General features: G+C 60.7%; 28 protein-coding genes and 2 pseudogenes. 7 read left to right on the plus strand and 23 right to left on the minus strand.

Features of this window, described 5'->3' with window-relative positions:
- Window positions 1-117: 117 nt before the first annotated feature.
- From Q8S60_RS07910 to Q8S60_RS07955, 10 genes are all read right to left on the minus strand, one after another.
- On the minus strand, window positions 118-789 hold the full coding sequence (locus Q8S60_RS07910; RefSeq protein ID WP_083762675.1) for a lytic transglycosylase domain-containing protein: 672 nt from the start codon (window positions 787-789) through the stop codon (window positions 118-120).
- A 71-nt stretch (window positions 790-860) separates the two neighbouring features.
- Window positions 861-1,439 carry a S26 family signal peptidase gene (locus Q8S60_RS07915; RefSeq protein WP_012110729.1) on the minus strand — a complete coding sequence of 193 codons (579 nt, stop codon included), beginning with the start codon at window positions 1,437-1,439 and terminating at the stop codon, window positions 861-863.
- The gene (locus Q8S60_RS07920; protein WP_041535925.1) at window positions 1,432-1,659 is read right to left on the minus strand and encodes an AlpA family transcriptional regulator; all 228 of its coding nucleotides are present in this window, start codon (window positions 1,657-1,659) and stop codon (window positions 1,432-1,434) included. Before Q8S60_RS07920 ends, Q8S60_RS07915 begins: the two co-directional genes overlap by 8 nt.
- Window positions 1,660-1,840: 181 nt before the next feature.
- A complete protein-coding gene (locus tag Q8S60_RS07925; RefSeq protein WP_012110727.1) occupies window positions 1,841-2,164 on the minus strand; it encodes a DUF736 family protein in 324 nt (107 codons plus the stop codon).
- 640 nt (window positions 2,165-2,804) lie between these two features.
- A complete protein-coding gene (locus tag Q8S60_RS07930) occupies window positions 2,805-4,535 on the minus strand; it encodes a ParB/RepB/Spo0J family partition protein (protein ID WP_012110726.1) in 1,731 nt (576 codons plus the stop codon).
- On the minus strand, window positions 4,507-5,025 hold the full coding sequence (locus Q8S60_RS07935; protein WP_012110725.1) for a hypothetical protein: 519 nt from the start codon (window positions 5,023-5,025) through the stop codon (window positions 4,507-4,509). Before Q8S60_RS07935 ends, Q8S60_RS07930 begins: the two co-directional genes overlap by 29 nt.
- Before the next feature lie 12 nt (window positions 5,026-5,037).
- A complete protein-coding gene (locus Q8S60_RS07940) occupies window positions 5,038-5,235 on the minus strand; it encodes a hypothetical protein (RefSeq protein WP_041535924.1) in 198 nt (65 codons plus the stop codon).
- Window positions 5,232-6,167 (minus strand): ArdC family protein, encoded by a 936-nt coding sequence (locus Q8S60_RS07945; RefSeq protein ID WP_012110724.1) that lies wholly within the window; start codon window positions 6,165-6,167, stop codon window positions 5,232-5,234. The genes Q8S60_RS07940 and Q8S60_RS07945 overlap by 4 nt, the downstream gene beginning before the upstream one ends.
- A 236-nt stretch (window positions 6,168-6,403) precedes the next feature.
- Window positions 6,404-6,646: a helix-turn-helix domain-containing protein gene (locus Q8S60_RS07950; protein ID WP_012110723.1), complete on the minus strand. Its 243-nt coding sequence runs from the start codon at window positions 6,644-6,646 to the stop codon at window positions 6,404-6,406.
- A 147-nt stretch (window positions 6,647-6,793) separates the two neighbouring features.
- Window positions 6,794-7,012, minus strand: a complete 219-nt coding sequence (locus tag Q8S60_RS07955; protein ID WP_012110722.1) for a helix-turn-helix domain-containing protein — start codon at window positions 7,010-7,012, stop codon at window positions 6,794-6,796.
- Between the two features lie 86 nt (window positions 7,013-7,098).
- Between Q8S60_RS07955 and Q8S60_RS07960 the strand changes: the two genes are divergently transcribed.
- A complete protein-coding gene (locus tag Q8S60_RS07960; RefSeq protein WP_012110721.1) occupies window positions 7,099-7,374 on the plus strand; it encodes a DNA -binding domain-containing protein in 276 nt (91 codons plus the stop codon).
- 6 nt (window positions 7,375-7,380) lie between these two features.
- Here Q8S60_RS07960 and Q8S60_RS07965 read toward each other — a convergent pair whose 3' ends face one another.
- The 10 genes and pseudogenes from Q8S60_RS07965 to Q8S60_RS08005 form a co-directional block, all read right to left on the minus strand.
- Complete coding sequence (locus Q8S60_RS07965) at window positions 7,381-7,968, minus strand: DUF2285 domain-containing protein (protein ID WP_041536549.1); 588 nt, start codon at window positions 7,966-7,968, stop codon at window positions 7,381-7,383.
- Window positions 7,969-7,977: 9 nt separating this feature from the next.
- Window positions 7,978-8,307: pseudogene (locus Q8S60_RS18960) on the minus strand (transcriptional regulator domain-containing protein); the annotation flags it as partial.
- Window positions 8,205-8,567: a biopolymer transporter ExbD gene (locus Q8S60_RS07970; RefSeq protein WP_012110719.1), complete on the minus strand. Its 363-nt coding sequence runs from the start codon at window positions 8,565-8,567 to the stop codon at window positions 8,205-8,207. The pseudogene Q8S60_RS18960 and the gene Q8S60_RS07970, both read right to left, overlap by 103 nt.
- A gap of 4 nt (window positions 8,568-8,571) precedes the next feature.
- A pseudogene (locus Q8S60_RS07975) lies at window positions 8,572-8,799 on the minus strand (ExbD/TolR family protein); the annotation flags it as partial.
- 175 nt (window positions 8,800-8,974) lie between these two features.
- Entirely contained in the window at window positions 8,975-10,174 is a 1,200-nt protein-coding gene (locus tag Q8S60_RS07980) for an acyl-CoA dehydrogenase family protein (protein ID WP_012110718.1), read from the minus strand.
- A 233-nt stretch (window positions 10,175-10,407) separates the two neighbouring features.
- Complete coding sequence (locus Q8S60_RS07985; RefSeq protein WP_305668470.1) at window positions 10,408-11,481, minus strand: acyl-CoA dehydrogenase family protein; 1,074 nt, start codon at window positions 11,479-11,481, stop codon at window positions 10,408-10,410.
- Window positions 11,482-11,504: 23 nt separating this feature from the next.
- The gene (locus Q8S60_RS07990; RefSeq protein WP_012110716.1) at window positions 11,505-12,698 is read right to left on the minus strand and encodes an acyl-CoA dehydrogenase family protein; all 1,194 of its coding nucleotides are present in this window, start codon (window positions 12,696-12,698) and stop codon (window positions 11,505-11,507) included.
- A 39-nt stretch (window positions 12,699-12,737) separates the two neighbouring features.
- Window positions 12,738-13,160 carry a Zn-ribbon domain-containing OB-fold protein gene (locus Q8S60_RS07995; RefSeq protein WP_012110715.1) on the minus strand — a complete coding sequence of 141 codons (423 nt, stop codon included), beginning with the start codon at window positions 13,158-13,160 and terminating at the stop codon, window positions 12,738-12,740.
- A gap of 2 nt (window positions 13,161-13,162) precedes the next feature.
- Complete coding sequence (locus Q8S60_RS08000; RefSeq protein WP_012110714.1) at window positions 13,163-14,332, minus strand: transporter; 1,170 nt, start codon at window positions 14,330-14,332, stop codon at window positions 13,163-13,165.
- Between the two features lie 87 nt (window positions 14,333-14,419).
- Window positions 14,420-15,514 carry a zinc-binding dehydrogenase gene (locus tag Q8S60_RS08005; RefSeq protein WP_012110713.1) on the minus strand — a complete coding sequence of 365 codons (1,095 nt, stop codon included), beginning with the start codon at window positions 15,512-15,514 and terminating at the stop codon, window positions 14,420-14,422.
- 149 nt (window positions 15,515-15,663) lie between these two features.
- On the opposite strand from Q8S60_RS08005, the gene Q8S60_RS08010 reads away from it, so the two are divergent.
- Genes Q8S60_RS08010 through Q8S60_RS08025 form a run of 4 tightly spaced genes read left to right on the plus strand, consistent with a single transcriptional unit; the run spans window position 15,664 to window position 20,095 of the window.
- Window positions 15,664-16,233 (plus strand): carboxymuconolactone decarboxylase family protein, encoded by a 570-nt coding sequence (locus Q8S60_RS08010; protein WP_012110712.1) that lies wholly within the window; start codon window positions 15,664-15,666, stop codon window positions 16,231-16,233.
- A gap of 54 nt (window positions 16,234-16,287) precedes the next feature.
- Complete coding sequence (locus tag Q8S60_RS08015; protein WP_012110711.1) at window positions 16,288-17,136, plus strand: MaoC/PaaZ C-terminal domain-containing protein; 849 nt, start codon at window positions 16,288-16,290, stop codon at window positions 17,134-17,136.
- A gap of 19 nt (window positions 17,137-17,155) precedes the next feature.
- Entirely contained in the window at window positions 17,156-19,201 is a 2,046-nt protein-coding gene (locus Q8S60_RS08020) for an NADPH-dependent 2,4-dienoyl-CoA reductase (RefSeq protein ID WP_012110710.1), read from the plus strand.
- Window positions 19,202-19,255: 54 nt separating this feature from the next.
- The gene (locus Q8S60_RS08025) at window positions 19,256-20,095 is read left to right on the plus strand and encodes an IclR family transcriptional regulator (RefSeq protein WP_012110709.1); all 840 of its coding nucleotides are present in this window, start codon (window positions 19,256-19,258) and stop codon (window positions 20,093-20,095) included.
- On the opposite strand, the gene Q8S60_RS08030 is transcribed toward Q8S60_RS08025, so the two are convergent.
- Genes Q8S60_RS08030 through Q8S60_RS08040 form a run of 3 tightly spaced genes read right to left on the minus strand, consistent with a single transcriptional unit; the run spans window position 20,096 to window position 23,848 of the window.
- Window positions 20,096-20,989, minus strand: a complete 894-nt coding sequence (locus Q8S60_RS08030) for an alpha/beta hydrolase (RefSeq protein ID WP_012110708.1) — start codon at window positions 20,987-20,989, stop codon at window positions 20,096-20,098. It lies immediately after the preceding gene.
- A gap of 14 nt (window positions 20,990-21,003) precedes the next feature.
- Complete coding sequence (locus Q8S60_RS08035) at window positions 21,004-22,686, minus strand: amidohydrolase family protein (protein WP_012110707.1); 1,683 nt, start codon at window positions 22,684-22,686, stop codon at window positions 21,004-21,006.
- 58 nt (window positions 22,687-22,744) lie between these two features.
- Window positions 22,745-23,848, minus strand: a complete 1,104-nt coding sequence (locus Q8S60_RS08040) for an amidohydrolase family protein (protein WP_012110706.1) — start codon at window positions 23,846-23,848, stop codon at window positions 22,745-22,747.
- 156 nt (window positions 23,849-24,004) lie between these two features.
- Between Q8S60_RS08040 and Q8S60_RS08045 the strand changes: the two genes are divergently transcribed.
- Together Q8S60_RS08045 and Q8S60_RS08050 are read left to right on the plus strand one after the other, a co-directional pair.
- On the plus strand, window positions 24,005-24,817 hold the full coding sequence (locus tag Q8S60_RS08045; RefSeq protein WP_012110705.1) for an enoyl-CoA hydratase-related protein: 813 nt from the start codon (window positions 24,005-24,007) through the stop codon (window positions 24,815-24,817).
- A gap of 39 nt (window positions 24,818-24,856) precedes the next feature.
- Complete coding sequence (locus Q8S60_RS08050) at window positions 24,857-25,945, plus strand: LLM class flavin-dependent oxidoreductase (RefSeq protein ID WP_012110704.1); 1,089 nt, start codon at window positions 24,857-24,859, stop codon at window positions 25,943-25,945.
- The last annotated feature ends 385 nt before the right edge of the window (window positions 25,946-26,330 follow it).

Below are 26,330 nucleotides of genomic sequence, written 5' to 3' on the forward strand. Positions count from 1 at the left end.
AGAGATGTGCAGACAGGAACATAAGCCGCTCATGGCGCCGTTCTTTTATCTTGCCCTCCCGCGATCCAGAACCGGCCTCACGCTCACCGGCGCTTAAGTACTTTCTCCTGGGACTGACTAACGGAAGGTGCCGGAGAGCGGCGCGAATAGATCGCCATCAACGGCTGCGGATTCGCCCTGCAATTTGCCGCCCGAACCGACGAACAGATGCTGTTCCGAAGGCCGCTTCGGATCGCTCGACGAGCCGATTTCGGCACGCATTTCATGCCCGCCGAGCGGAAAGAAGAGCGACTTTCCTGACGCGAATGACGCTCGCGCGGTCATTCTCTGGACGACTTTTCTGTCGTCTGCGGCGACCAGATCGATACGCGGCAGCAATGTAGTGAGATAGACAAGGGTCTCCTCGGGAAGCGGTTCCTCGCCTTTCAGACACGCCACATAACGCGTCGGTCCGGCATGATAGGCGGCGAAAAGTCCCGGAAAGCCGAAGCGGTCGCGCATCTCGCGGAGATAGGCGGTGCCCGCCAGAATATTGTCGCGAGGATCATGCGGATCGGGCCCGAGCCCGTGGCGCGCACGCAGTTCGGCATAGGTCGCGGGCATCAGCTGCATCAGGCCCATCGCGCCTGCGGGCGAGGTGATCGGCGCACCGTCCAGCACGGTCCGGCCACCGCTTTCCGCCTCGATGACGGCCTCGATCCAGTCCACCGGAATGCCGAAACGCCGCGCGGCTTCGACGATGAGGGGCCGCCATTGCGCCATGTCCCCTGCTTCCGGCTCGACCGCCATGCTCACCGTGAGGAGCGGTGAAAGGTCATGTTCAGGCTCGGCGTTGCGGATCGCATGCGCGAGAACCAGCGTCAGAATATCCATAGCGGCACCAGCCTGCCGATGACGAGCCGCCGCTCAACCGGCCCGAAATACCGCCCGTCGAAGGAGACGGGTTCGCCTTCGGCGAGAAGAAAAACGTGATAGCCGCCCAACCGCTCGCAGCCCTGCCAGCGCGACATCGGGCGGCCCGCGCCGTCTTGCTCTAGCCGCCGCGCCGTGTGCCGTCCGTTGATATAGAGATCGTTGCCCATCATGCAGACCGTGTCGAAACGGGAGGCGACAACGCGCTTGATCAGCAAGGCGTCCCGCGCGAGGTAGTGCCGTTCGTCGGCAAGCTGCCGCACTTCATCGGGCAATCGCGCCAGCACCAGATCGCCCCGAACGAAATCCTGCGAGAGACGCAGATAGAGCCCGCGCGGCGCGCTGGCGCTCGCGTTCCAGACGAGACGCGGCAGCGGTTCGAAGAGCGCCGTTGCGCCGATCAGGCCGACGCCGAACACCGTCCAGAGAAGAAGACGCCTGCGGCGGCGCGGATGTTTCGGGCCGCGCGGAGACCGCATGGGAATCAGCGCGCCGCTCTCGGCGATGAGGGAGAGCCGCTCATTCATCGGAGGTCGAGCGCTTTGCCCGCTCCCGCGACCAGGCGTCGAGATCGTCGATGTGATAGCGCACATAACGGCCATGCTTGCGGTATTCCGGGCCGCCGCCGACGACGCGCATCTTTTCCAGCGTGCGCTCGGAGAGGCCGACATAGTGCGCGGCCTGCGGCGTGTTGAGAAAGGGGCTGCCCTTCTTGGCGTTCGCAGCCCGGGTCGCGTCGTCATCCATGAGGCACCTCGCATGTGATCCACGCGCGAATCGCGCAAGGACGCCCCACCACGGCAAGGATCGGGAAAAGAGGTCCGGTGACCGAGCGGCGAATATCCGGCCACGTCGTTTCGCCAGCGCAACAGATCGCAGAAGGGCAAAGCCTCCGCGCCCGGAGGGACGCGGAGGCGAGGCGTGACCGTCAGTCGACGGGATTCCAGATCAGCGCGAAGGTCTCATCGTCGTCCTGACCGGCGGCGCGGCCGAGATTGGCGTAGAGCCGGCGCGGCCCGAATTCCGGGGCGGCGAGGCTGAGGCTCACATAGTCCCGGCCCGAAGTTTCGCCGGTACGCGTCCAGCCCGCGCCGATCTCGACGCCCTGTGTGAGGACCCGGAAGTCCGGCTGTGCCTCGGCGCTTTTCGCCGCATTGGGCACGATATCGATCTCGACGCGGATGGTCAGCGTCTTCAACTGGCCCTTGTAGCCGCCGCTCGACTGCTTGGTGACATATCCGATCGCAGGCATGGTCTTTCTCCTTCGATGAACGCCGAGGGGTCCATTCCCCTCGCGATGGCGAACCCCGATGGGCGCGGCAGCCGCCCGCCGAACCGGAGGCCGGAGCGCAAGCGAAGGACCCGAGCGGCGGGCTTTATTGAAGCGAAGCGACCGCGAGGAGCGCGCGACAGCGCGCGGGGAAAAAAGCCCGGCGCGACGGTTTCGGGCGGGCGGCAGCGCCCATAGGTCTCGCGGCTCAAGCGAGGAAATGGCCCCTTGACGCCTTACCGAAGGGGGAAAGAGCCCATGCAATCCATGCGCACCAAGCCTCTTGAGGCGGACGGGCCGTATGATGAAGGCCGGAGCGATAGATCGATTCAACACCGAGGCAACACGCCGACGGCACCGGAAAACGCTCACGCGGGGTGTGCGTATGACGCGGTAGATGCGTGGCGAAGGACGGGCAAACAGAGAGCCCCGACTCGCCACCGGAATGCGGCCAAGCGCGCCCGCATCGTGTTCCCGCGTGCCGCTTGACGACACCGTAGCTGTCTCTGAAATCATGTCCACGATCGTGCCCCGTCGCGATACCGGAGCGCGGCAGGCGATGCACAACAAGCTGTTCGCTCATGAAAAAGAGCGGGCGGCGAAGAAGCCGCCCGCACAAGTCTCAGGTCTTCCCGAAATATCCCGCGACGCGATCCCACGCCTCGGCGGGCGGGAAAGCTCCGTCCTCGCGATAGGACCGGGCCGGGACATGCATCCAGCGCGGCAGCCATGTGCCGACCTTCGCGCGGCCATTCGCGCCCGCGAGACAATCGCGAATGATCTGCTTCTGCACCGACGCCTTCTCGGCGACATTCTGGTCGGCGACGCTTTTTCCGGCGATGTCGGCCAGCATGGCATTGATCGTGCCCCGGTCGCGCAGCAGCTCGAAGAAGGTCTCGTCCGGCTCCCAGACCGGGCCCATGTCGCGCTTCAGCACCACCGCCAGCGCCTCGACCGCCGCGCTCCCGACCTGCAATGTCTCGCCCATCACGGTGACAAGCACATTCATGATTTCCTCGTCGTTGAGCATCAGAAGCCTGGCGAAGAGGGCGACGGTTGCTGCGTCGTCGCCGTGCGGCGCGGTGAGGTTTTCGCGCTCTTCCGGCAGACCGAGCAAGGCCCGGATATTGGCCTGCCAGCCCCGGAAGGCACATTCGGCGACATTGGCCGCGAGGCTTTTCGCGATGGCGTCGGACGCCGCTTTCTGCGGCTCAGGCGTCACCTGCCAGAGCGCCGATCCGGCGATGGCATGGGCGAGCATCAGCCGTAGCGCGATGCCGGGATGGTCCAGCAGTTCGGCACGGACGGCGGCATGGCGATGCAGTTCGATATAGTTGCGCATCGATTTGGTCACCTCGGGCCGGGCGGCGCGAACCTCCGCCGCATCATCGCTCGCGCCCTCCTGTCTCGCCTTGCGGCGCGCCTCCGCGCGGGAGAGATAGCCCTCGTGGAAACCGACCTCGCCGCGGCCTGAGACCTCGACATAGACCTTGCCGCCCTTTTTCTTCGACACCTTCTCGTAGTCCCATGCGGGGAAGCGGACGCCGGGCTCCATGACGATGACCTCACTCCAGCCCGCCTCGCGCAGCGCGTCTGCCTTGGCCGCAATGGCCTCGCCCTGCTTGCGCCAGAAGAGGTCGGGATCGGCGAAATACCCTTCCTCGCCGAAAAGATCGGCGACGACCTCGCCTTCGTAAGTATCGAGCGGGAAGAGCGCCGCGCCGGTCGCAATCGACTGGCCGCCGAAGAGCCATTGCTTCAACCGATGGCCCGTCGGGCAGGCGCTCCGGTCGGTCTTCCAGAGTTTCCACCATTCCTTCTGCTTCGCCTGCGAGGCAAGCGTCAGATGGCGGATCGATGCGGCATCGATCTTCTCCGCCCGATAGGCTTCGCGGATCGGTGCGATCAGCGTGCCGAGCGCGAGACGGCGCTTCACCATCAACTCGGTAAGGCCGAAGGTCGCGGCGATGTCGGCGACGGATTTTCCCTCGCGGGTGAGCCGCGCGAAACACTCATACTGGCTCATCTCGTCGGGATCGAGACGGGCGATGTTCTCGATCAGCGAGGCTTCGAGCGCGGCCGCATCGTCGCCGGGCTCCATCACGGCGCAGGGCAAGGGTTCGACCTCACCCTGCTCTTCCTTCACCGCCTTGGCCGAGAAATAACGCCGCCGTCCGGCGACGATTTCATAGGCATTCGCTTCCGTCTCGACGGGGCGTACGAGCAACGGCTGCAGGATGCCGCGCGCCCGGATCGAGGGCAGGATGTCGTCGATATCGGGCGGGCGTTTGCCATGCCGCATATTGATCGCGGCGGGGCGCAGTTCATCGATCGGGATGTGACGCAGTTCCATGGGTCTCTCCTTTCGGGTGCTCTTGGGTGGGGCTCGGGCTCTCCGCCGTTTCATGGGGCAGAGAGAAGTTCGACCAGTCGGCGAGCGCGTAAGTGCCGCCGTCCGCATCGATATGAAGGCCGGGCGTGCCGGGCGCGGCGCCTTCGGTGTCGTAGTCATGGACATGGACGATTGCGCGTCCGCCCTCGATCTCGACCTGCTGCACGGTGCCGCCGGAAACCGTAACGGTCACGGCGACCGGCTCGCCGCGCTCCGAAAAGCGCGGCGGCACGGGAAGCGAGGAGGCAAACTCCCGCCACGGATCAGCGTCGTCGCCTTCGGCAACCGCATCAATGAAGGTCGGGCCGCAATCATCAAGCGGTTTCCAGCCGTCGCTCTCATTGGCCGCGACGATGGCCTTCTCCAGCGCCGCGTCGAACGTCTCGGCCTCGACCGTCACGGTGTTGGCGTAATAGGCGGCAAAGCCGCATTGCACGGTCCATTTCTTCATGGGGCGTCTCCTTCAGAACAGGCTCAGCTGGTTGCGCGCGTCCTCGTCGAAGAGGCCGATGTTCAGGGGCTTCTGGGCCTTGCGCGGGCGCAGCGGCGCGGCCATGAAGGCGGCCAGCCGGTCGCACTCCCGGATCGGTGCGACACCCGGCATGAGGCACTGCTCGCCTTCGGGCGTCGTTTCCACATCGAGAGGCGGGTGCCCGCTCATGCCGCCCTCCCCTCGCCCGGCTCTATGCCCTCCGCGCGGAACGCCAGCAGGAAATCTGCTGCCTTGGAGGCGAGGCTCGCGGCGCGGAAGATGGCGCGGTCGTCGTCGCGCAAGAGGTCGAGCCATGAGGCGATGTAATCAGCATGTCGCACGGTCGGCACGATGCCGAGCGCGGCGCAGACAAAGGCGCTTGCCATTTCGGCGACGAGTTCCTCCGCCGCATAGGCGCGCGAGCCGAAGCGCCCGGAAAGATCGCGCGCCAGCCGCGAGGGGTGACCTGTCCAGTGGCCGAGTTCGTGGAAACAGGTGCGGTAATAATTGACCGGCTCGTGAAAGGCCGCTTGCGGCGGCACCTCGATGCAGTCGAGGCTCGGCATATAAAAGGCCATCGCGCCGCCGACATGAAATGCCGCCCCGGTCGCCGTGATCAGCGCCTCGGCGGCGGGCACGGTCTCGCTCTCCGGCAGTATGGCGGGCGGTGCAAGCAGGTCGTCCGGCAGGCCGTCGCATTGCGCGACATTGAAGACGGTGAAGCGCTTGAGGAAGGGGATGCTCCGGGCCTCGTCGCCGTCCGCCGCCGCGCGTTCGCGCTCCGCCTTCGGCGTGAAGCGGTCGGCATAAACGAGGGTCACGCCCTTCTCGCCCTTGCGGACATGCCCGCCGAGCGAGAGTGCCTGCCGGAAGGTAAGCCAGTTCTGGACGGTAAAGCCTCGCTCGATGACGGCGCTCCAGAGGATCAGGATATTGATCCCCGAATAGGCGTTCGCCGTCGCCGCATTGCGCGGCAAACCGAGCCCGGCCTTGGCCCCGTCCCAGGGTTGCACCCAAGGCACCCGGCCCGCTTCCAGTTCCGCGACGATCTTTGCCGTCACATCGGCATAAAGCTGCGGCCCCGCCTGCCTCCCGGCCTGACGATTATGTTCTCCGCGCATCGGCCAGCTCCCGTCAAATCCCGCCGCGTCTCTCCCGGAAGCGGGATGGGCGGCGAAAAGCGACCGGAAGGCCCGCCGTCAGAGGCGGGACGCACCGAAGGCCGGAACGGAGTGGAGGACCCGGAGCGCAAGCGGAGGGTTGCGGCCTGCCGCGGCGGGCCTAGAAGGGAGCGCCGCCCATCACGCGTGACGGGGAGACGCTTCAAAGAAAGACGCCGCGCGAGAGCGCGGCGACCTTAGCCCTTGGGCTTGTAAAGTTCCTTGAGAACGTCACCGGGATCATCACCAAGCGCCTGCACGACGTCGACGAATTCGATGATATCGAGACGGCGTTCGCCGCCTTCATATTTGGCGACAAAGGACTGGGTGCGCTTGAGCCGCGCGGCGACATCCGCCTGCGTCAGGCCCTTCGCCTTGCGAAGCTTGATCAGCAGCGCCAGCAGCTTTCGTTGACGCGGCGTGCGAAGGGTCTTGGACATTCGGCCGGACCGGCTGGAAGCGAAACGGTCCGATCAAATAATCCCAGTTTCGGATTATCCCATTTTAGGATATTTTGATGCGGTGCGAACTTGACTGATGGGACGAGATCGCCCTTCGCCACATCCGAAAAACAAGGTGATCGAGTCTCAGCCCGATCTGTCCGGACGCAGGAGATCGAGATGACTGACACCCAACGCGGTCGCGAGTTCATAAAGCGTCACGACGGTTGGATTGCGGCGGCCTTGTTCGAGCCCGCTGATGTATTGCTGGCTGAAACCGGAAATCTCGGCGAACTGCTCCTGGGTCAGACCCTTTTTGAGCCTGATTCGCCTGACATTGCCGCCGACCGTCTTGCGCATATCCATGCGCCAAGGTCAGCGGATTACATACTTTAAGTTTATCAACTATAATATGTTATCTGGTAACAACGGAACAATGAGCGGAGCGGGACATGTCCAAACCGGAACTCAATCCCGAGATCGCCGACGATGTCCCCTGGTCGGAGACCATCACCGACTATGACGAGCGTCATCTGATCGTCTATCTGCGATTGCTCGACGCGGTCGCGGCTGGAGCGTCGGATGAGGCGATGTCGAGGACCGTTCTGGGCATCGACCCCACGCGTGAGGCCGAAAGGGCACGCAACGCGTTGGCAAGCCATTTACGCCGCGCCAGATGGATGTCGGAAAAAGGCTACCGTCATCTCCTCAATGCCGGCGCGCACTGAGTTCCTTCACCGCAGCAATTTCAGATAGCCGCCATTCATGAGGTCACGGCCACGCCTGATGGCGCGGCGCACTTGGTCGCAGAGATGGTTCCGCGGATCGCGCCAGTCCGCCTCGACACGCTCCGCACCGAACAGCGCAATCGCGACCTCGCGCTGGGATGCTCCAGCGAGATAGCCGTCCAGCGCCTGCAGAACTCGGGAGAGGCGTCGAGCGCCAAGGTCCGGCGGATAAAATTTCGTTCGTAGCGTCTCGGTGCACACAAGGTCGTTCAGCCGCCTGAAGCCGCGCCATCTTGTCTCCGAATAGGGCGTCATGGGCAAGACGTTCGCAAGCACCTGCACCGGGCGCGTAAGGCATTCGCCAGTAACAGACAGTTGCAGGAACCGGCCCTGGTCGGCGCACAGAAGATGTTGAATGTCTTCTCCGGGGATGAGGACATTGCGGCATCGCAGGCGGCTTAAATTCAGAAACCGGCCCGACACGTGACCGACATTCTGGCTCGCAACGACCGGAAGAACACTCGGGCAGAACTCCGGCATCCAGAAAATATTCGCCTCGCGCGCGTCGCGATCGGGCGTTTCGAAAAGGAGCAAGCCCCATTCCCGTGCCTCGGACATTTGGTCGCCGGCGGACCAGGTCTCATCGGGCGGGCTGCCATCCGGCGGCCACGTCACGCCAAGATTTGCAGCCGCGCTCCTGTAGGCGCGATTGCGGCGCAAAAATTCCCACGCAAGCCCATGCGCCGATAAGGCCTGAAGCCACTCATATTGCTCTGTGTTTTGCCATTTCATGGGACCGGTTCGAAAAAGAGATAAGTCGCCGGAGCCTTCTATTCCGGTTCGGATATGGTCAATGGACCGCTCATCTGGTGAGGACGATCCATATCTGCGCGAGTGACGTGGGGTTCGGGTCTTTGACCGTCGCGAAGGCATTGCGCGCCGGGGTCCGGGACGGGGACACCGTTCCAGAACACCGTGCCGTCGAAGTCGAGTTCGAGATCGACGACCTGCGGCTCCGTCTCGGGCGGCGGGGCTGACAGGTTCTGCGGCATGTCGAGCTTCACCGCATGGGTCTGGATCGGGATGGTGATGATCAGCATGATCAGCAGCACCAGCATGACGTCGATCAGGGGCGTCGTGTTGACCTCCATCATCACGTCGTCTTCCTTGCCGTCGCCGACATTCATGGCCATGGGTTCACTCCTGCTGCGCCGCGCCGGAGACGGGCTCGGTGATGAAGGCGACCTTCTGGATGCCGTCGCGCTGACAGGTGACAGTCACCCGGCCGATGAACTCGAAGCCCGCATTCCGGTCGCCCCGGACATGGACTTCCGGTTGCGGCTCCAGCACCGCCACTTCCTTGATCCGGTCCAAAAGTTCGCGATTGTCCGCCATCTTCTCTTTGTTCCAGAAGACGGCGCCTTCGCCGTCGACCGCCGCACGATGTTCTCCGGCCGCGCCTGGGAGACGACAAGCACCTCACCATGATCGAAACCCAGTTCGGCAATGTCGATCAACAGCTCAAGCGCTATTCGCGGACGGCTTGAGCCTGAAGGGTTGGTGGACTGACATAAAAAAGGGACGCATCCCGGATGGTCCGTCAAAGTCCCAGAACGGCCTTTGCGATGACATTGCGCTGGATTTCGTTCGAGCCGCCATAAATCGAAGCGGCGCGACCGAAATTATAGGCACTTGTCACGCTCACCGCATAGGCGGGCCCGATGGGCGCTTCATTGGCGATTCCCATCAAATGTTCCCTCTGGAACGGCATGGCGTAGAAGGCGGCTGCTTCGACGGCAAGCTCCGACAACGCCTGCTGAACTTCGGTCCCGACAATCTTCAAGGTCGAAGAAGAGGGGCCCGCAGGGCGGCCCGCCACCTCCTCCGCGACGATCCTCAGATTGGTATATTCGAGACCCGTAAGCTTTACCTCGATTTCGGAGAGCCTCGTCATGAATGCCGGTTCGTCCGCCAGCGCCGCGCCATCGCCGAGCCTTTCCTGTTTCACGATTTTTCTGAGGTGCGCGATCTTGCGCTTGGACTCAGGAACACCTGCAATGCCGGTGCGCTCATTGACGAGCAGGAACTTCGCGTAGGTCCAGCCCTTGTTTTCATCGCCGATGCGATTCGTCACCGGCACCTTGACGTCAGTAAAAAAAACTTCGTTCAAGTGATGCAGGCCATCGATTGAAATGATGGGCTTCACCTCGATGCCGGGCGTCTTCATGTCGATCAGAAGGAACGAGATACCTTCCTGCGGTTTAGCGGTCTCATCCGTTCGCACGAGACAGAATATCCAATCGGCTTCGTGGGCGTACGACGTCCAGATTTTCTGGCCGTTAACGATGTAATGGTCGCCCTGGCGCACAGCCCTAGTCTTCAGCGAGGCGAGGTCCGATCCGGATCCCGGCTCCGAATAGCCCTGGCACCACCAGACATCGCCGGTAAGAATGCCCGCCAGATGCTGCTTTTTCTGGTCTTCATTGCCGAAGGTGTAGATCACCGGGCCTACCATTGACAGACCGAAAGGCGAAAGACGCGGCGCGTTAGCGGCGGCCATCTCCTCATTGAAAATATGCTTCTGCATCGGCGTCCATCCGGTGCCGCCATACTGCTTGGGCCAATTGACCGCTACCCAGCCTTTCTCGAAGAGGTCCTTCTGCCAGCGCCTGAGCGCACCGCGCTCGCCAGACGCGCCCACTGTCTCTCTCTCCGCGAGCTCCCTGGGGAGTTTTTCCGAAATGAACCGGCGGACTTCCGCGCGGAAGGCATCGTCCTCTTTCGTAAGCTCGATATCCATCTACAGACCTTTCGCGGCGACGATCCGGGTGATTGTATTTTTATTATAATGAATTTATCCGGGTGGGCAAAAGACCGAATTGTCCGCCTCTTTCAAAAATTTCGGCGAAAGGTTCGCCGCGATAAATCCGCCTCTCTCCCCATTGCCGGGCCGATGCGAATATTACCGCGTCGTGAGTCGCGGCAACACTCATCGACAACCGTATCCATGCTTCCCGATACCCGGATCGGGGTCTAGGCAGCCCAGCCCTGCAAGCGCGCCGCTTCAAGACGAACCAGCTCCGGCCCGCCCAACAGCTGCCGATCGAAACCAATACGCTTGAACCAGTAATGCAGGCCAAGCAGATCGGTGAAGCCCATGCCGCCATGAACCTCGGTCGCGGTGCGCGCGACGAAGCGGCCCACTTCCGACAAATGGCTCTTGGCATGACATGCCATGAGGCGCGCGTCGCCCGGCACCTCGTCCAGCGCATGGGCCGCATACCACACCAGCGAACGCGATGGTTCGAGAGCGGCCGCCATCTCGGCGCAGAGGTGTTTCACGGCCTGAAACGACCCGATCACACGGCCGAACTGCTTGCGCTCTCCCGCATAAGCTACCGCCTTCTCGATCATCATCTGACCCGCGCCGAGGGTGTCGGCGGCAAGCATGACCCTACCGGCATCTATCACCCGCGCAACCGCGTCGGCGCTGGATAGGCGCAAGGGCTCAGCCGCGACCCGATCGAAGACAAGTTCGCCAACCGATCGGGTCTTGTCGATGGTGTTGAGCGCCCGCCGCGACAAACCCTTCGCGTCGGGCAAAACGAGATGAAGTCCATGGTCGCTGTCGGCCACGATGTAGAGATCGGCCTCAGCCCAGTCGATCACGAAGAGGGACTTGCCCGTGAGCGTTCCCTTCCGGGCTTTCACGCCGGCACCTTCGCGGATGCCGATTCTTTCCGTGACGGCCACGCCTGCGACAATCTCGCCCGCGGCGATTTTTGGAAGCCACTTTTCCTGCTGGGCCTCGCTGCCTGCAAGCATCAGCGCGAGCGGCGCCATGACGGCGGCCCCAAGGAAAGGCAGCGGCGCCACATGCCGACCGAACATCTCGTAAACGATCGCCGCGTCGAGAAACCCAAGACCCATGCCGCCAAAATCTTCCGGAATCAGCATTCCAGGGATACCCAGCTCGCTGGCGCCCGCCCACAGGGACCGCTGAACGGTATGCGTGTTCCCGGCGGCAAGGCGTACCTTGTCAAGCGGCGCATTCTGTTCAAGAAAACGGCGGACGCTATCCTGCAACATGCGCTGCTCTTCCGACAATGCAAATTCCATCGGATAAATTCCTATTTTGCCAGCTTCGGTTCGCGCGGCATTCCAAGCCCACGTTCCGAAATAATGTTTTTCTGAATCTGCGCCGTACCGCCGCCGATGATGAGCCCAAGCTGAAACATGTATCCCCACTGCCACGAGCCGTGGCTGCGCAGATAGGGGCTGTCGTCGTAGAGAACGCCAAACTCTCCCATGACGTCGATCGCGAGCGCCGATATTTGATGGGTAAGTTCGCAGGATTGAAGCTTCACGATCAGGCGCGCCAAGCCGGAATCTTCGCCCTTGCTGGCGCTGGTCAGCAGCCGGAGCCCATTGAACTTCATGGCGGCAAGTTCTGCCTGAAGCCTTACCAGGCGGTCCCGGAAAATTGGATTGTCGATGGCCCGCTGCCCGTCGACAGTCTCCTCGCGCATCAGATCGACAAGGGCCTGGAACCTGGTTTCCATAGCGGCCGGATCACCCAGCATTCCGCGTTCGTGTTTCAGCGTTGCGTTGGCGACGAACCACCCCTGCCCGCGCTGGCCGACGATCTGCGTCTTCGGTACGCGCACATCGGTGAAGAAGACTTCGTTGAATTCGGCATGGCCCGTCATGGTGGTGAGCGGACGGACTTCGATGCCGGGCGTTTTCATCGAGAAAATCAGATAGGAAATGCCTTCATGCTTCGGCTTGTCGGGCTCAGTGCGCACCAGGCAGAAGATCATGTCCGCCTCATGCGCGGTACTGGTCCAGATTTTCTGACCGTTGATGACGAAATCGTCGCCATCGACAGTCGCCCTTGTCTGAAGGCTGGCGAGGTCCGAACCCGAACCCGGCTCGGAATATCCCTGGCACCAGACCACCTCGCCGCGAAGCGTCGGCTTCACCCATTTTTTCTTTTGCTCCTCGGTGCCAAGTTCCAGAAGCGTCGGCACCAGCATGGAGATACCCTGGTTCTGCAACGCCGAAGGCACACGAGCAGCGGAAAATTCCTCCGCGATGATGCGCGATTCGAGAATATCCGGCTTGGCACCATAACCGCCGTAGTCTTTCGGAATCGTCCGCGCGGCATAGCCGTACTGGATCAGCAGTTGCTGCCAGGAACAGGCTTCGGGAGACGGGCGCCCGGCAGCACCGAGCCCCTTAGGCGCCTGACTCTTGTATTTCGTCAGGAACGCCCTGACTTCTTCCCGGAAGGCCTCGTATTTGGGGCCGTATGCCAGATCCATTTTCGATCTCCGATGCGTAGATGGCGATTGGCTTTGCTTTTATTTCGGGGCAGGTTTGAAACACGGAAGCATGAATCCGTCGCCGATATCCTTGAAGACAAGGACCACAGGCATGTCCAGTTCAACTGCCTCCGGGTCGCAGTCGAGCAAGCGCGTCGCCATGCGAACGCCTTCCTCCAATTCCACGACCGCAGCTATGTAGGGCACGTCGCGTGCAAAAGCCGGATGAAAGGGCTGGTAGGTCACCGTCCAGGAAAAAATGCGGCCGCGCCCGCCGCTCGGCTTCCACTCGTAATCCGGCGAGCTACATTTCGCGCACATGTAACGCGGCAGGAACCGCCAGGTGTCACAATGGCTGCACTGCTGAAAACGCAGGACGCTGTCTTGGCAAAGCTTCCAGAACTCCGCATCGACCGGATCGACGGTCGCGGGCTGAGGATATTTGGGTTGCTCAATTTCCATTTTTACCTCCTCAAAATCGCGAGGCTACCATCGCCGAGATCGCCCCATCCGGTCACGAGTCCGATTTCGGCATCCGGAATTTGCCGCTTGCCCGCATCGCCGCGCAATTGGCGGGTCGCCTCAAGCACATGATTGAGGCCCCACACATGTGCCTCGCTCAAAAGTCCGCCATGCGTGTTAAGCGGGAGCTTACCGCCGAGCTCGATCTGTCCATCCTTGACGAAATCGAGCGCGCCACCCGGCTCGAAATAACCCAGGGCTTCGAGCTGGAGCAGCACAACATAGGTGAAACAGTCGTAGACCTGCAGAAAGTCCATGTCCTTCGGTGTCACGCCAGCCATGGCGAACGCGCGCGGCGCGGCGTAGCTCAAACCGATCTTGAAAGGATCCGGCCGTGACGGAATATCGTCGGCAGGATAAGGATGGCCCTCGGCCGCACCGGAGATATAGACCGGCCTGTGAGGCAAGTCCCTCGCCCGCTCAGCGCTCGTCACCACGACGGCGCAAGCCCCATCCGTTTCGAGACAGCAATCGTATAAACGGAACGGCGAGGACACCATGCGCGACCGCATGTAATCGTCCATCGTCATCGGTTGACCGCAGGTCAGGGCGCGGTCGTTGAGTTGGGCATGCTTGCGGCACGCCATCGCAATCCAACCCGTCGCCTCGGGGCCAACATTGTAAAGTTTCGAGTGCCGCGTCGCGAGCCAAGCATACATCTGCACCGGCAACAGAACGCCATAGGGGAGATAGTAACCCCGGATGGTCGAGGTCAGCGTGTTCATATTCATCGGCCGGCTTGGCGGCACCCCCGCTTTTGGACGCAGCGCCGAGTAGCCGTTCCAGCCGAGCGTGACCAGCACGTTGTCGCAGATACCGGAGGCCACGGCCATGGCGGCATTCTGCAACGCCGTGGTCGGGCTCGCGCCTCCCATGTTGACCGTCGAGGCATATCGCAGCACATCAACGCCAAGGTTGGCGGCCAATTCCTCCGAGGTTGTATAGACGGGCGGCGGCACCATGCCGTCAATGTCCCCGGGCTTCAGCCCCGCATCCGCGATGGCCCGCCTGGCGGCGTCGAGCATCATGGCCACGGCCGTCTGGTCCGACCCTTTTACATAGCCGGTCTCGCCGATCCCGACGATCGCAGCCTTGTCGCTGAAATTCTTCACGAAACTGCCCTCATCATCATTGCCCCGGCACGCAGCCTTGTCGTTGATCCGCCGCACACCTTCCGTAGAAAATATTCTGTAGACAGATCAAGTCGCCGGAATGAGACAGGAATGGACGGATTCCTGCCCCTCGATCTGGCGCGCCAGCGTCTTGATCGCCAGTTCAGCTTCCTCAAGCTCGAAATTATGAGTGTGCATGAGCTCAAGAGGATATTTGCGGCGCTCGATCATCTCGATCGCCTTCTTGTATCCCGACGACGTAACGCCGATCGCGCCCTTGATGGTGATTTCCTTCATGACGATAAGGTCGGACACAAAATCGGAGACGGGCTTAAATCCCTTGACGCCGGCAAGGACGACCGTTCCGCCCATACGGACACAATCCAGCGCATCACGGACCGGCTGAGTCGCGTAGGATGTAACCTCAACGATGACGTCCGCGCCCTTTCCGTTTGTCAACGCCCGCACGCGATCGACAACATTTTCGTTCTGCACGTCGATGATGTGATCGGCGCCCAGAGCAAGCGCCATCTGGAGCTTGTTTGAATCGGCCGCAAGCCCCGTGACTATGATCTTTCCCGCGCCGGCTTCACGTGCGGCAACGACGCTCGCAAGCCCGCGCTGTCCGGGCCCAAAAATCAAAACGGTATCGCCAACCTGCGTCTGCGGAATCTCTACCGCCCAGCGGAAACCGGCGCCCAGCGGATTGAACATGACCGCCAGTTCCGCCGGAAGGTTCTTGTCCATCTTGTGAAGGATCGTGTTGGGCGCGAGATACATATATTGCGAATAGGCACCCCAGAGGCCCGGTGACTCCGTGAGCGGAATATATGAGTAGATCTGGCGACGGTCGCAGAGGTGATAATGCCCGCCGACACAGGTGTCGCAGCAATGGCATGACAACATCGTCTCGATGGCGACCCGATCACCAACATCGACGCCCCAGCGCCTGGCGGCCTTGTCGCCGATTGCCTCGATAATCCCGAGAGGTTCGTGGCCCGGAATCACCGGCATCGGAGTCTGCAAGACCCCTTCGTATTGTTCGTAATCACTGCCGCAAATGCCGCAGGCTTCGATGCGGAGGATGGCGCTGTCGTCGGCGATCTGGGGGATCGGTAAATCGCGGGCTTCGAGTTTGCGCGGAGCCGTTTGCACCATCGCCATCGATTTTTTCGGCAACATTTTCAACTCCCTGTTTCGTGTCGGCGCCGACGACGCGTCGATAACACATATATATTTTTTTATCTTCGTATGTGTTATAGAGGCTCAAAGGTAGGATGCGAAGCCCTAAACTTCCGGCTTCGCAAAATTTTGGGGAGGACAAAATAATAATGACCGATGAAACGCCCAGGGTTCCCCTGCTGTCGATGGCGGAAGCGGCGGCCGCGGCCGCGAAGGCCGGCATATCCGAACAAATGGCGCCACTCAGCGTCTTCAGGGTCTTGCTCCGGCATCCCGATGTAGCGAGCGAGCTTGCCTCGACGCTGAACACCCTGCTTTTCCAGGGCAACAAGCTCGATGCAAGACTGCGCGAACTCATCATCATGCGTATCGGCTGGAAGACAAAATCGCTCTATGAATGGACACAACATTGGCGGGTCGCCCGCATGCTGGACATTCCGGAGGCGGATCTGGTCGCCACGCGGGATTGGAAAAATGCTTCCTGCCTGTCAGACGCCGACCGCGCCGTTCTCGCCGCGACCGACGAGACGCTCGACGGCGGCATGATTTCGGACGCCACATGGACTGCCTGTGCGGCACACCTGAAAACGGCCGAAGAACGCATCGAACTGGTTGTCGCCATCGGCAACTGGACGCTTTTCTCGCAACTGCTCAAAAGCCTGAAAATCCCGCTTGAGGATGGCGTCGTCGCCTGGCCACCGGATGGCAAGAAGCCTTGATCTGGCGAGGAATAACAATTCGAGGAATAACAATTCAAGAACAGGATCGCGACAATGAGCGGAAAAAAGGCGATTTCGAAGGATTTGGTCGGCATGACGTTTCCGGCCGTCGATGTGGAATGGTCCGACAAGGACACGATGCTCTATGCACTCGGCGTCGGCGCTCGTCCCGCCGACGGGCTTGATTTCATTTACGAAGGCCGGGGACCGAAAGTTTTGCCGACTTACGCCGTCATCCCTGGCGGGCGAGGGCTCGCCGGGCTGATGAGCGGCGTCGAGATGAAGCTGGAAATGCTGCTGCATGGCGAGCAATCCGTCGAGTTGCTGCGTCCCCTGCCCTCATCGGCCAAGATCAAGGTAACGGGACGCGTTTCCGAGGTTTGGGACAAAGGCAAGGCGGCCGTTATCGGGGTTGAGAGCACAGGTTCCGACGAGAAGGGGCCCCTCTTCAAAACTCACGCAACACTATTTGTGCGCGGCGCCGGCGGATTCGGCGGAGAGCGCGGCCCTTCGGGCGTCGACTCGACGCCGCCGGATCGGACGCCTGACGCCGTGGTCGAGGATGTGACGCGCCCCGAGCAAGGGGCAATCTACCGCCTCTCGGGCGACCGCAATCCGATCCACATTGATCCGGACTTCGCCAAACTGGGCGGCTTTGAAAAGCCCTTCGTTCACGGGCTTTGCACATATGGCTTTGTCGGCCGCGCGGTCCTGCGCGAGCTTTGCGGCAACGATCCTGCCCGCTTCAAATCTCTCAGCGGACGCTTTGCCGCTCAGGTCTATTTCGGCGACACCATTATAACGAAGATGTGGAAAACGGGCGACGGAGTCGCAATCGTGCAGGCCGAGACGCAAAACGGTAATGTCGTGCTGTCTCAGGCCAAAGCGGCATTCAAGCCCTGACGGACGGAAATTGGTCGAAGTGAAAAAAACGCCAGATATCTTTGCTCATCTGCTTGCACCGCTCGATCTCGGGTTTACTGCGCTCAGAAACCGCGTTTTGATGGGATCGATGCACACCGGCCTCGAGGAGATGCCGGACGGTTTCGAGCGACAGGCCAAATTCTTCGCACGACGCGCAAAGGGCGGCGTCGGAATTCTTGTTACCGGCGGTATCTCGCCGAACAGGGCGGGAAGGCTTGCAGAGCGCGCGTCGGTCATGACTGAGGACCTCGTTGAGAGTCATCGTGTGATCACACGCGCTGTCCACGATGAGGGCGGAAAGATCGTTCTCCAGCTCCTGCATGCGGGCCGGTACAGCCGGCATGCCGAACTGGTGGCTCCCTCCGCAGTCAGGTCCCGCATCAATCCGCTTGCGCCCCGCGCCCTGGGTGAAGATGAAATCCTCCAGACCATCGAGGATTTTGGCACTGCCGCGGCACTCGCACGCGAAGCCGGATATGACGGCGTTGAAGTCATGGGTTCGGAGGGCTATTTTCTCAATCAGTTCACTGCGGCGCGCACAAATCAGCGCACAGATGGTTGGGGCGGTTCGGCGGAAAACCGGCGACGCTTGCCGGTTGAAGTCGTCGGGCGTGTCCGCAAGCATTGCGGACCGGACTTCATTATCGTTTACCGGATATCCGTTCTAGATCTTGTCGAGGGGGGTAATTCCTGGCCGGACGTCGCAGCCCTCGCAAAAGATGTCGAGGTAAGCGGAGCAAACATCCTCAATACCGGCATAGGCTGGCATGAATCGCGTGTGCCGACGATCGCTCATATGGTGCCGCGCGGAGCTTTCACCTGGGCGATCAAGCGGCTCAAGGCAGAAGTCGCGATACCCGTGGTCGCGTCCAATCGGATCAATACGCCGGAGCAAGCGGAGCAACTGATTGCAGACGGACAAGCCGACATGGTTTCGCTCGCGCGTCCACTATTGGCCGATCCCGATTTTGTTGCGAAAGCGGCATCGGGCGCATCGTCGAAAATCAATACTTGCATCGGTTGCAATCAGGCCTGCCTCGACAATGCCTTTACCGGACGACTGACGACCTGCATGGTCAATCCCGCCGCATGCCGCGAAGTCGAGTTCAAGATCGCGACAGCAGCCAGAGGAAAGCACATTGCGGTCCTTGGCGGCGGCCCGGCGGGTCTTGCCTGCGCGGTGACGGCGGCCGAACGCGGCCACAAGGTGGTACTATTCGAAGCCGACATCGATATCGGCGGTCAATTCAATCTGGCACAGCGGATTCCCGGCAAGGAGGATTATGCCGAGACTGTCCGCTATTTCAGGAACCGGCTCGACGAACTGGGCATCGATGTCCGCTGCGGACGACCGGCTGCGCTCGCCGATCTGGAGAGCGGAGGATTTGACGAAATCGTCGTCGCAACCGGCGTTCGCCCGCGCCGTCTTGACATTCCGGGTGCGGATCACCCGTCGGTTATGACCTATGTAGAGGCAATCACAAACACCGCACGCGTCGGTGCCGAGGTTGCCATTATCGGCGCCGGTGGCATTGGCTTCGACGTGGCAGCACTCCTGTCCCATCCGCATGGTCCACACGATCCGTCACATCCCGATGTCGAGGGATTTTCCGCCGAGTGGGGAATTGATCTGAGCTATACGCAGCCAGGCGCTTTGCTGCCCGCCAATCATCAATGGCCTTCATCGCGCAAGATTCATCTTCTCCAGCGCAAGCCGCGCGATAGCTTCGGCGCCAGCCTGAGCAAGACCAGGGGATGGGCGAATTTTCTGGAGGTGATGTTCCGCGGCGTTACGATGACCGGCGATGTAACCTATCGGAAAATCGACGATACCGGGCTCCACATCGAGGCAGGCGGTAAACCGCAGACTTTGAAAGTCGACACGATTGTCGTCTGCGCCGGACAGGAATCGGCGGACGATGCGTTGTCGTTGGCGCAGTCCTTGGGCAAACCCGTTCACATGATCGGCGGCGTCGACAAGCCTCAACAACTTGATGCTGTGAGGGCGATCGAGGATGGCACGCGCCTCGCGCTCTTTCTTTGAGGAAACAAACGAAAAACGAGACGCGGAAGAGACCATATAAATCAGAGTTGTCGCATGAACGCTAATGTCCTCAAATCCGAACAGCCGTCGGCTGCAACGGTAAAATCCGCGACCCGTGTTCTGGAGATTTTCGAGTATTTCGACGAAGTAAGACGCCCGGTGACGATTCAAGACGTAGCGCAGGCGCTGAGTTATCCTCATTCCAGCACCGCCGCCCTTCTGAAAAGCCTCGTGAGCCTCGGTTATCTGGAGCACGACGACCGGGGCAAGACTTTTTTTCCAAGCATCCGGATATCTCTGCTGGGAAACTGGGTGGAAGCCGAGGCGTTACCGATCCGGAATGTCCAGCGCCTTATGAGACGGCTTTCGGCCGATACGGGATGCACGATCATCCTCGCTGCGCGTCTAGGGGCTTATGCTCAATATGTGAAGGTGATTCAAGGTACGTCGCCCATCCGCTTCCATGTCAAGCCAAGCACCAAGCGAATGCTCGCTTTTTCGACGATTGGCCGCGTTCTGCTGAGCGAACTTCCGTTGCCCGAAGCGAGACGTCTGATTCATGATGCCCTTGCCGCCATGCCGGAGCGGCGGGAATCGATGCAGGAGATCGAAGACGAACTGCAAAGAATCAGAAAACGCGGGCTTGCGCTTTACAGCGATCTCGTGACGCCGGGAGCGACTATGCTGGCGATGCCCATTCCGATGGGTCCGTCCGGACGCTCGGTCGCGATCGGCATAGCCGCTCCCAACGAGTATTTTCGCAATCGTAAACAACCGTTCACGGCGTTACTGAAAAACGCTATCGCCGAGCACATCTCACAAAACGGGCAAGGCTTTAAGGAGACTGTAGACGACGAGGACCAACTTGAAATCGACGACGATACAGCGCCATAATCATCCGAGCTTTGTATCCAGGAAGCTGGCCAGCTCGTCGATCGCCGCGCGGCCTTCGCTCAAGACCGGCGCAAACCAGTGCCAGACATGAATCATCTCCGGCCAGACATGGAGATTGACGGATACGCCAGCCTCTTTCAATCTATCGGCCAATAAGTGGCTATCCGAGAGCAAAACCTCCGAACTGCCTACCTGAATCAGGAATGGCGGCAATCCCTTGAGATCGGCATATACCGGCGATGCCAGAGGCGTCCTGCGCGGGGTTGAAGTTCCCAGATAGGCCGCCGTCCACAGCTCAAGATCGGCATGGCGCACCATCGGGTCCACATTCGCTTTCGCGCCATAAGAGGCACCTTTATTTTCAAGATTGGCCCACGGCGAAATACAAACGGCCGCAGCCGGAAGTCCGAGACCGGCATCGCGCGCCGCCAGAAGCACGGCAACCGTCAGGCCGCCGCCGGCTGAATCTCCCGCCACAGCGAGCTTCACCGGGTCGACGCCCGTCTCGATCAACCAGCGATAAGCAGCAAGCGCATCATCGACAGCCGCCGGAAATGGATGCTCTGGAGACCGCCTGTAGTCGATCAGCAGAACCCGGCCTTTCAGGGCAAGAGCTGCGCGCGCCGCAAGATGGCGATGCGAGTCGAGAGAACCAAGCGCATAGCCTCCTCCATGCAGATAGAGCAAAACCCGCTTGCCGGCACCGGCAGCCGGCGCCAGCCATTCGCCGGGAACCCCGCCGGCGGAAACCGGCGTGACCGTCACGCCTTCGGGAAGACCGAACGCCTTGCCAGCCTCGTCATACGAGGTACGAAAATCCTCAAGAGAACGAGCCTCCCCGGTCACAAGGCCCGCAAGCAGCTGACGAACGACAGCAAGTTCCTCAAGACTCATTTTTCACGTCCTCCTCAGGCTGCTGCGCCATGGCGCAACAGACGGCCCGGCAAACGACCTTCGGCGCCCAACACATCGACGCCATTGCGCCGGATCAATGTCCCGTTGACGACGACGGCCGAAATGCCCGAGGCATCGGAAATCAGCCGGTCTTCGCCAGCAGGCAGGTCATAGACCCTGCGAAGGGAACTTGCGCCAACCGTTTCGGCGTCGAAGATCAGGACATCGGCGGGCATTCCCACAGCGAGGCGACCGCGATCCTTGATGCCGAACACCTCGGCGGGCCGCGATGTCAGCATCCGGACCGCCTCCTCCAGCGTCAAAACGCGCTTTTCACGGACCCATCTTCCGAGAAGATGCGTAGAAAAACATGCATCGCAGAGTTGGCTCGCATGCGCGCCTGCGTCCGAGAGGCCGAGCACCGTGCAGGAATCGCGCAGCAACGTTGCCACTTCGTCTTCGTCGGCGTTTGCGACAGGCAGGCGGAACCGCGTCTGCAGATCGCTTTGAATCGAGAGATCCAACGCAAGATCGATCGAGTTGCATCCGAGTTCCGCTGCTACGTCGCACACCAGCCGTTCTCCGAACTCCGGCCGATCCGGACAATAAGCGATGACCGCCTTGTCCCATGCACTGAGAATCGGACCACGCATCGCGTCCCGGAATCCCGCCCGGAAAGAGTTGTCGGCGTAAAGCCTCAGTTTTTCCGCGCGGTCGGCTTTGTTCACCGGCGCGAAGACCGGCATGCTCTGGAACAGAAACGGCTGATCGAATCGAAATTCAAAATTGAGTGGCCTGCAGGTGACCTGCGGAAACACCGCGTAACCAGCCGACTGAAGTTCGTTTGAGCGCGCCAACTGCTCGGCTGCGGAGCCGACATTCAGCACCCCGCCACCGCCCAGCAACGCCGTCCAACTGACATGGCGACCGGAAACGCGGTTCAATTCCGCGAATTCATCAAATGACAGTTCCTTGCCGACAGTCGCCTGTATCACGCCTTCGCCCGCCTCGCCCAGCGCCGACGCGATCTCCCGTATCTCGCTGAACGCCGCCAGCCGGCTTGGAACCGGTCTGCCCTCGTAGCCCACATGCGTCGGCGATTTCGATGTCGCATAACCGAGTGCGCCCGCTTCGAGGCCCTCGCGCATCAGGCTTTTCATATGCCTGACCTCCTCCGGCCGCGCCGCCCGTTCGGTGGATTCAGGCCCGAGGGCATAGAGGCGAAGCGGCGTATGCCCCAGAAGAACGGCCACGTTGATCAACGTACCCTTCTTTTCCACGACGTCGAGATATTCGGGAAACGTCTCGAACCCCCATTCGTCGCCGAGACCGGCCTCCAGCGCCCTGACGCTCATGCCCTCGACATTTTCGAGCGTCCGCAGAATAAGGCCGCGGTGCTCCTTGCGCGTCGGTGCGATGCCGAACCCGCAATTGCCCACCACGACCGTCGTCACGCCGTGCCACGGCGAGATCGACAGATTCCTGTCCCACAGAAGCTGGGCATCGTAATGCGTATGTATATCGACGACGCCGGGGGCAACGACCTGCCCCCGGGCGTCGATAGTCGTCCTCGCCCCGGCGGGGGCCTGCCCCATAGCCACAACTTTGCCATCGCGAATACCGATGTCTCCGGCATAGCCCGGAGAGCCGGTGCCGTCGACAATGAATCCACCCACGATCTTCAGATCGTAGTCCATGAAAACGTCCTCCCCGTGAATCGAAAAAATCCGCGCCTTGACATCAGTATACGGATCGTCAAACGGCGAGCTTGTAGAGTTCCGCGACGTTGTCGTGGCATATCCAGTTGCGTTCCTGCTCGCTCAGATTTTTCGTGTGCTCTTCCAGCATTGCCTGCGACCAGGGCCAGGTCGAATCCGAATGCGGGAAATCGTTCGCCCACATCAGGCGGCGAACATTGCACATATCCTTCATCCTGAAGGCAACCCAGTCGTCCTGGAACGTCACATAGATGTTGTCGTTGAAATAGTCGCTCGGCATCCGCTTGAGCGGCGGCGCCTTCATCCAGTAGCGATGACGCTTGTAGGCATGGTCCATGCGATACATGTAGTGCGGAACCCAGCCCGCATCGGCCTCGACGCAGACAACCTTGAGGTCGGGGAAGCGATCGAAGACACCGCCGAATATGAAAGTGCCCATCACGTCCTGGCAGCCACGAATGATCGAGAGGAAGCCGTTGATACGCGGACCCCGGACCTGCCCCGAAAGACTGTCCGATTTGCCGGTCAGGATGTGGAACGAGAGCGGCATGTCGCACTCGACAGCGGTCGCCCAGACCTTGTCGTATACAGTTGAATCATAATCCTCGACGGCGGGGTTTCCGGGCATCATCACACCCTTGAAGCCCATCTCCTTCGCATGCCTGATTTCCGCAACGCCATCTTCCGGTGATCGCATGGAAACCTGCGCAAGACCGTAAAGACGGTCAGGCGCCTCCCCGCAGTATTCCTGCAACCAGCGATTATAAGCGTCGAAGCAGGCCTTCTTGTAGTCGAAGTCGGGATGGTTGCAGATCACCATTCCGACCGTCGGATAGATGAACTCGGCCGCAATGCCATCCTTCTCCTGGTCCGCAACGCGGAACTTGGCGTCCCAGCCACTCTTCCACAGGTCTTCGAAGGCGACGCCGTCTGTCGTGATCTCCGCCGGATCCTTGCCGGCGGCGGCCACCAGCCCCATCGGAACTGGAGACCCCATACCATCGACGATGAAAGCATCGCCAATCTTGTCGATCCGCTGGATGCGCGGCGCGCGATCACGGAATTTGGGATCAATGTAATCAACATAGCAATGCGGAGGTTCGGTGATGTGCGAATCCGCGGATATCGGCTTCTTGATCATTGGCGCTCTCCCAGCGTCGTATTTGGTTTCAAGGGCGCGACTTTTAATTTGACAATCCCTGATCATAAATCTTCGCTGGCCGCGCAACCCGAGTCCAGATAAATTTACATCCATGCGATCAGCAACACATATATGTTATTCAGAGGAGACGCGAACATGACGATGGAACCGGCCCTGCTCGAAAAAAAGGGCCATATCGCGCTGATCACGCTCAACCGCCCGGAAGCGCGCAACTCGTTCAGTCCGGAGATGTTGGTCAGGCTTGCCGGTCATTGGGAAGAGGTGCGCGACGACGCGAATATCCGCGTCGCCATCGTCACCGGCGCCGGAGACAAGGCGTTTTGTTCGGGCGCGGATCTCGGGCAACTCATCCCGCTCATAAATGGCGCACGCAAACCGCAAAACGAATGGGATCAGAAAATTCTGGCTGATCCGAATATCCTGGCCAAGGGCTTGTTGCGCACATTCGATGTGACAAAGCCGGTCATCGCCGCGATCAACGGCTTTGCCGTCGCAGGCGGAATGGAGTTGGCGCAAGGAACGGACATGCGTATCGCTGCGGATACGGCAAAGCTCGGTGTGCAGGAAGTCAAATGGGCGATTTTTCCGGGCGGCGGCTCAACGGTGCGCCTTCCGCGCCAGATACCTTATGCAAGGGCGATGGAACTGCTGCTCACCGGCGACCTGATCAGCGCGCAGGAAGCCTACGATCTGGGATTCCTGAATCGTGTCGTCCCCCAAAACCAGGTGCTCGACGCGGCATTCGAACTCGCGGAGAAGATCGCCGCGAATGGGCCGATCGCCGTTCAGGCAATTCGCAAATCCGCCCGCGAATGTCTGGGTCGCCCCGAGAGCGAGGCGATGGGTATGGAGTCGCGCTTCGCAGCACCCGTGTTCAAGACCGAGGATGCCCGCGAGGGGCCCAAGGCATTCATGGAGAAGCGCAGGCCTAACTATAAGGGCCGCTGAAACAAGAAACCGAAATCATTACGACAGGGAGATATTCCGATGCAGTTCGGCATTCAGATGGTTTTTCAGAATTTCGACAGAGCCAACTCCGGCGTAACCGACGGCCAAGTCTATGACGAGGAGATCCGTCTCGGGCTTTTGGCGGAAGAACTCGGCTTTGACGCATTGTGGCCCGTCGAGCACCATTTCGAGGACTATTCGTTTTGTCCCGACAACACTCAGTTCCTGAGCTACATGGCGGCGCGCACCAAACGCATCAAGCTAGGCACCGGCGCCGTCATCCTTCCCTGGAATGTGCCCGTTCGGATTGCGGAAAAGGTCGTCCTGCTGGATCACCTTTGCCAAGGCCGAACACTCTTCGGGATGGGTCGCGGCCTGGCGCGCAAGGAATATGCCGGTATGGGCGTGAATATGGACGAAGCGCGCCAACGCTTCGACGAAGCAAGCCCGATGATTATCGACGCTCTCGAGACCGGCTTCATCGAAGGGAGCGGCCCCTTCTATCCGCAGAAGCGGACCGAAATCCGTCCCAATCCGCGCGGCTCCTTCAAGGAGCGTATCTATCAGGTCGCCATGTCGCCGGAATCCGTTCTTCAGTGCGCGAAGGCTGGCGCGCGGATGGTGATCTTCGCTCAAAAGCCGTGGGAGGCTCAGGCCGAGGCCGTCAAGGAATACAAGGCTGCGTACAAGACACAACATGGCGAAGACGCACCGCCGATCATGATATGCGACTTCACCTATTGCGACACCGATCCTGCACGCGCGAAGGAGTTGGGACAGAAATATGTGACCAACTATCTGCTTTCGGTACTCGATCACTATGAACTGGCCGGCGAGCATCTTAAAAATGCCAAGGGCTACGAGTCCTACGCCCAGGCCGTCGACGCCATTCGCGCGCTCGGCAAGGATGGAATGGCCAGAACCTATCTCGATGTCACGGCCTGGGGGACGCCCAAGGAAATCGTCGACAAGTTCGAATATCGCAAATCGCTTCTGGGCGAATTCGACATCAATCCCTGCTTCCTTTTCGGCGGCATGAGCTATGAGAAGGCAGCCGAAAGCATGCGTTCGTTCGCCAGACACGTCATACCGGCCCTGAGAAAGAGCAGCAAACGCAAGGTGGCTTGATGCGTCTGCTTCTGGAAGCCCTATGGCGGTCTGGCCCCTGAATTGGGCGACGACCCAGCTTGTCGCCGATGCTCCGCGGACGGCGGTCTGGCGGCGTGGAAAGCCGGATGCGCCGATGCGTCACTCCAGATCGAACGGGCGCCCGCAAGGTCGACCACACAAGAGACCACGCCAAGGTAGACGTGTTCGATGACATCGAACACGTCTGCGGTCTCCTGCGCCGGCACTCGACGCTCGGGTATACTTGAGCCCTATGGAGCTCGAAAAGAAGAGGCTGTCAGCTTAGCTATCTGTCCACGAGACGGGCGTCAGGCACACGGCAACTTTCAAGAGGCCGCCCTCCCGGAACTGGCGGGCCGACAATTTCCAAGTCAAACATACCTAA

Source organism: Parvibaculum sp., from assembly GCF_030694575.1.
In the GTDB taxonomy this organism is placed as follows: domain Bacteria; phylum Pseudomonadota; class Alphaproteobacteria; order Parvibaculales; family Parvibaculaceae; genus Parvibaculum.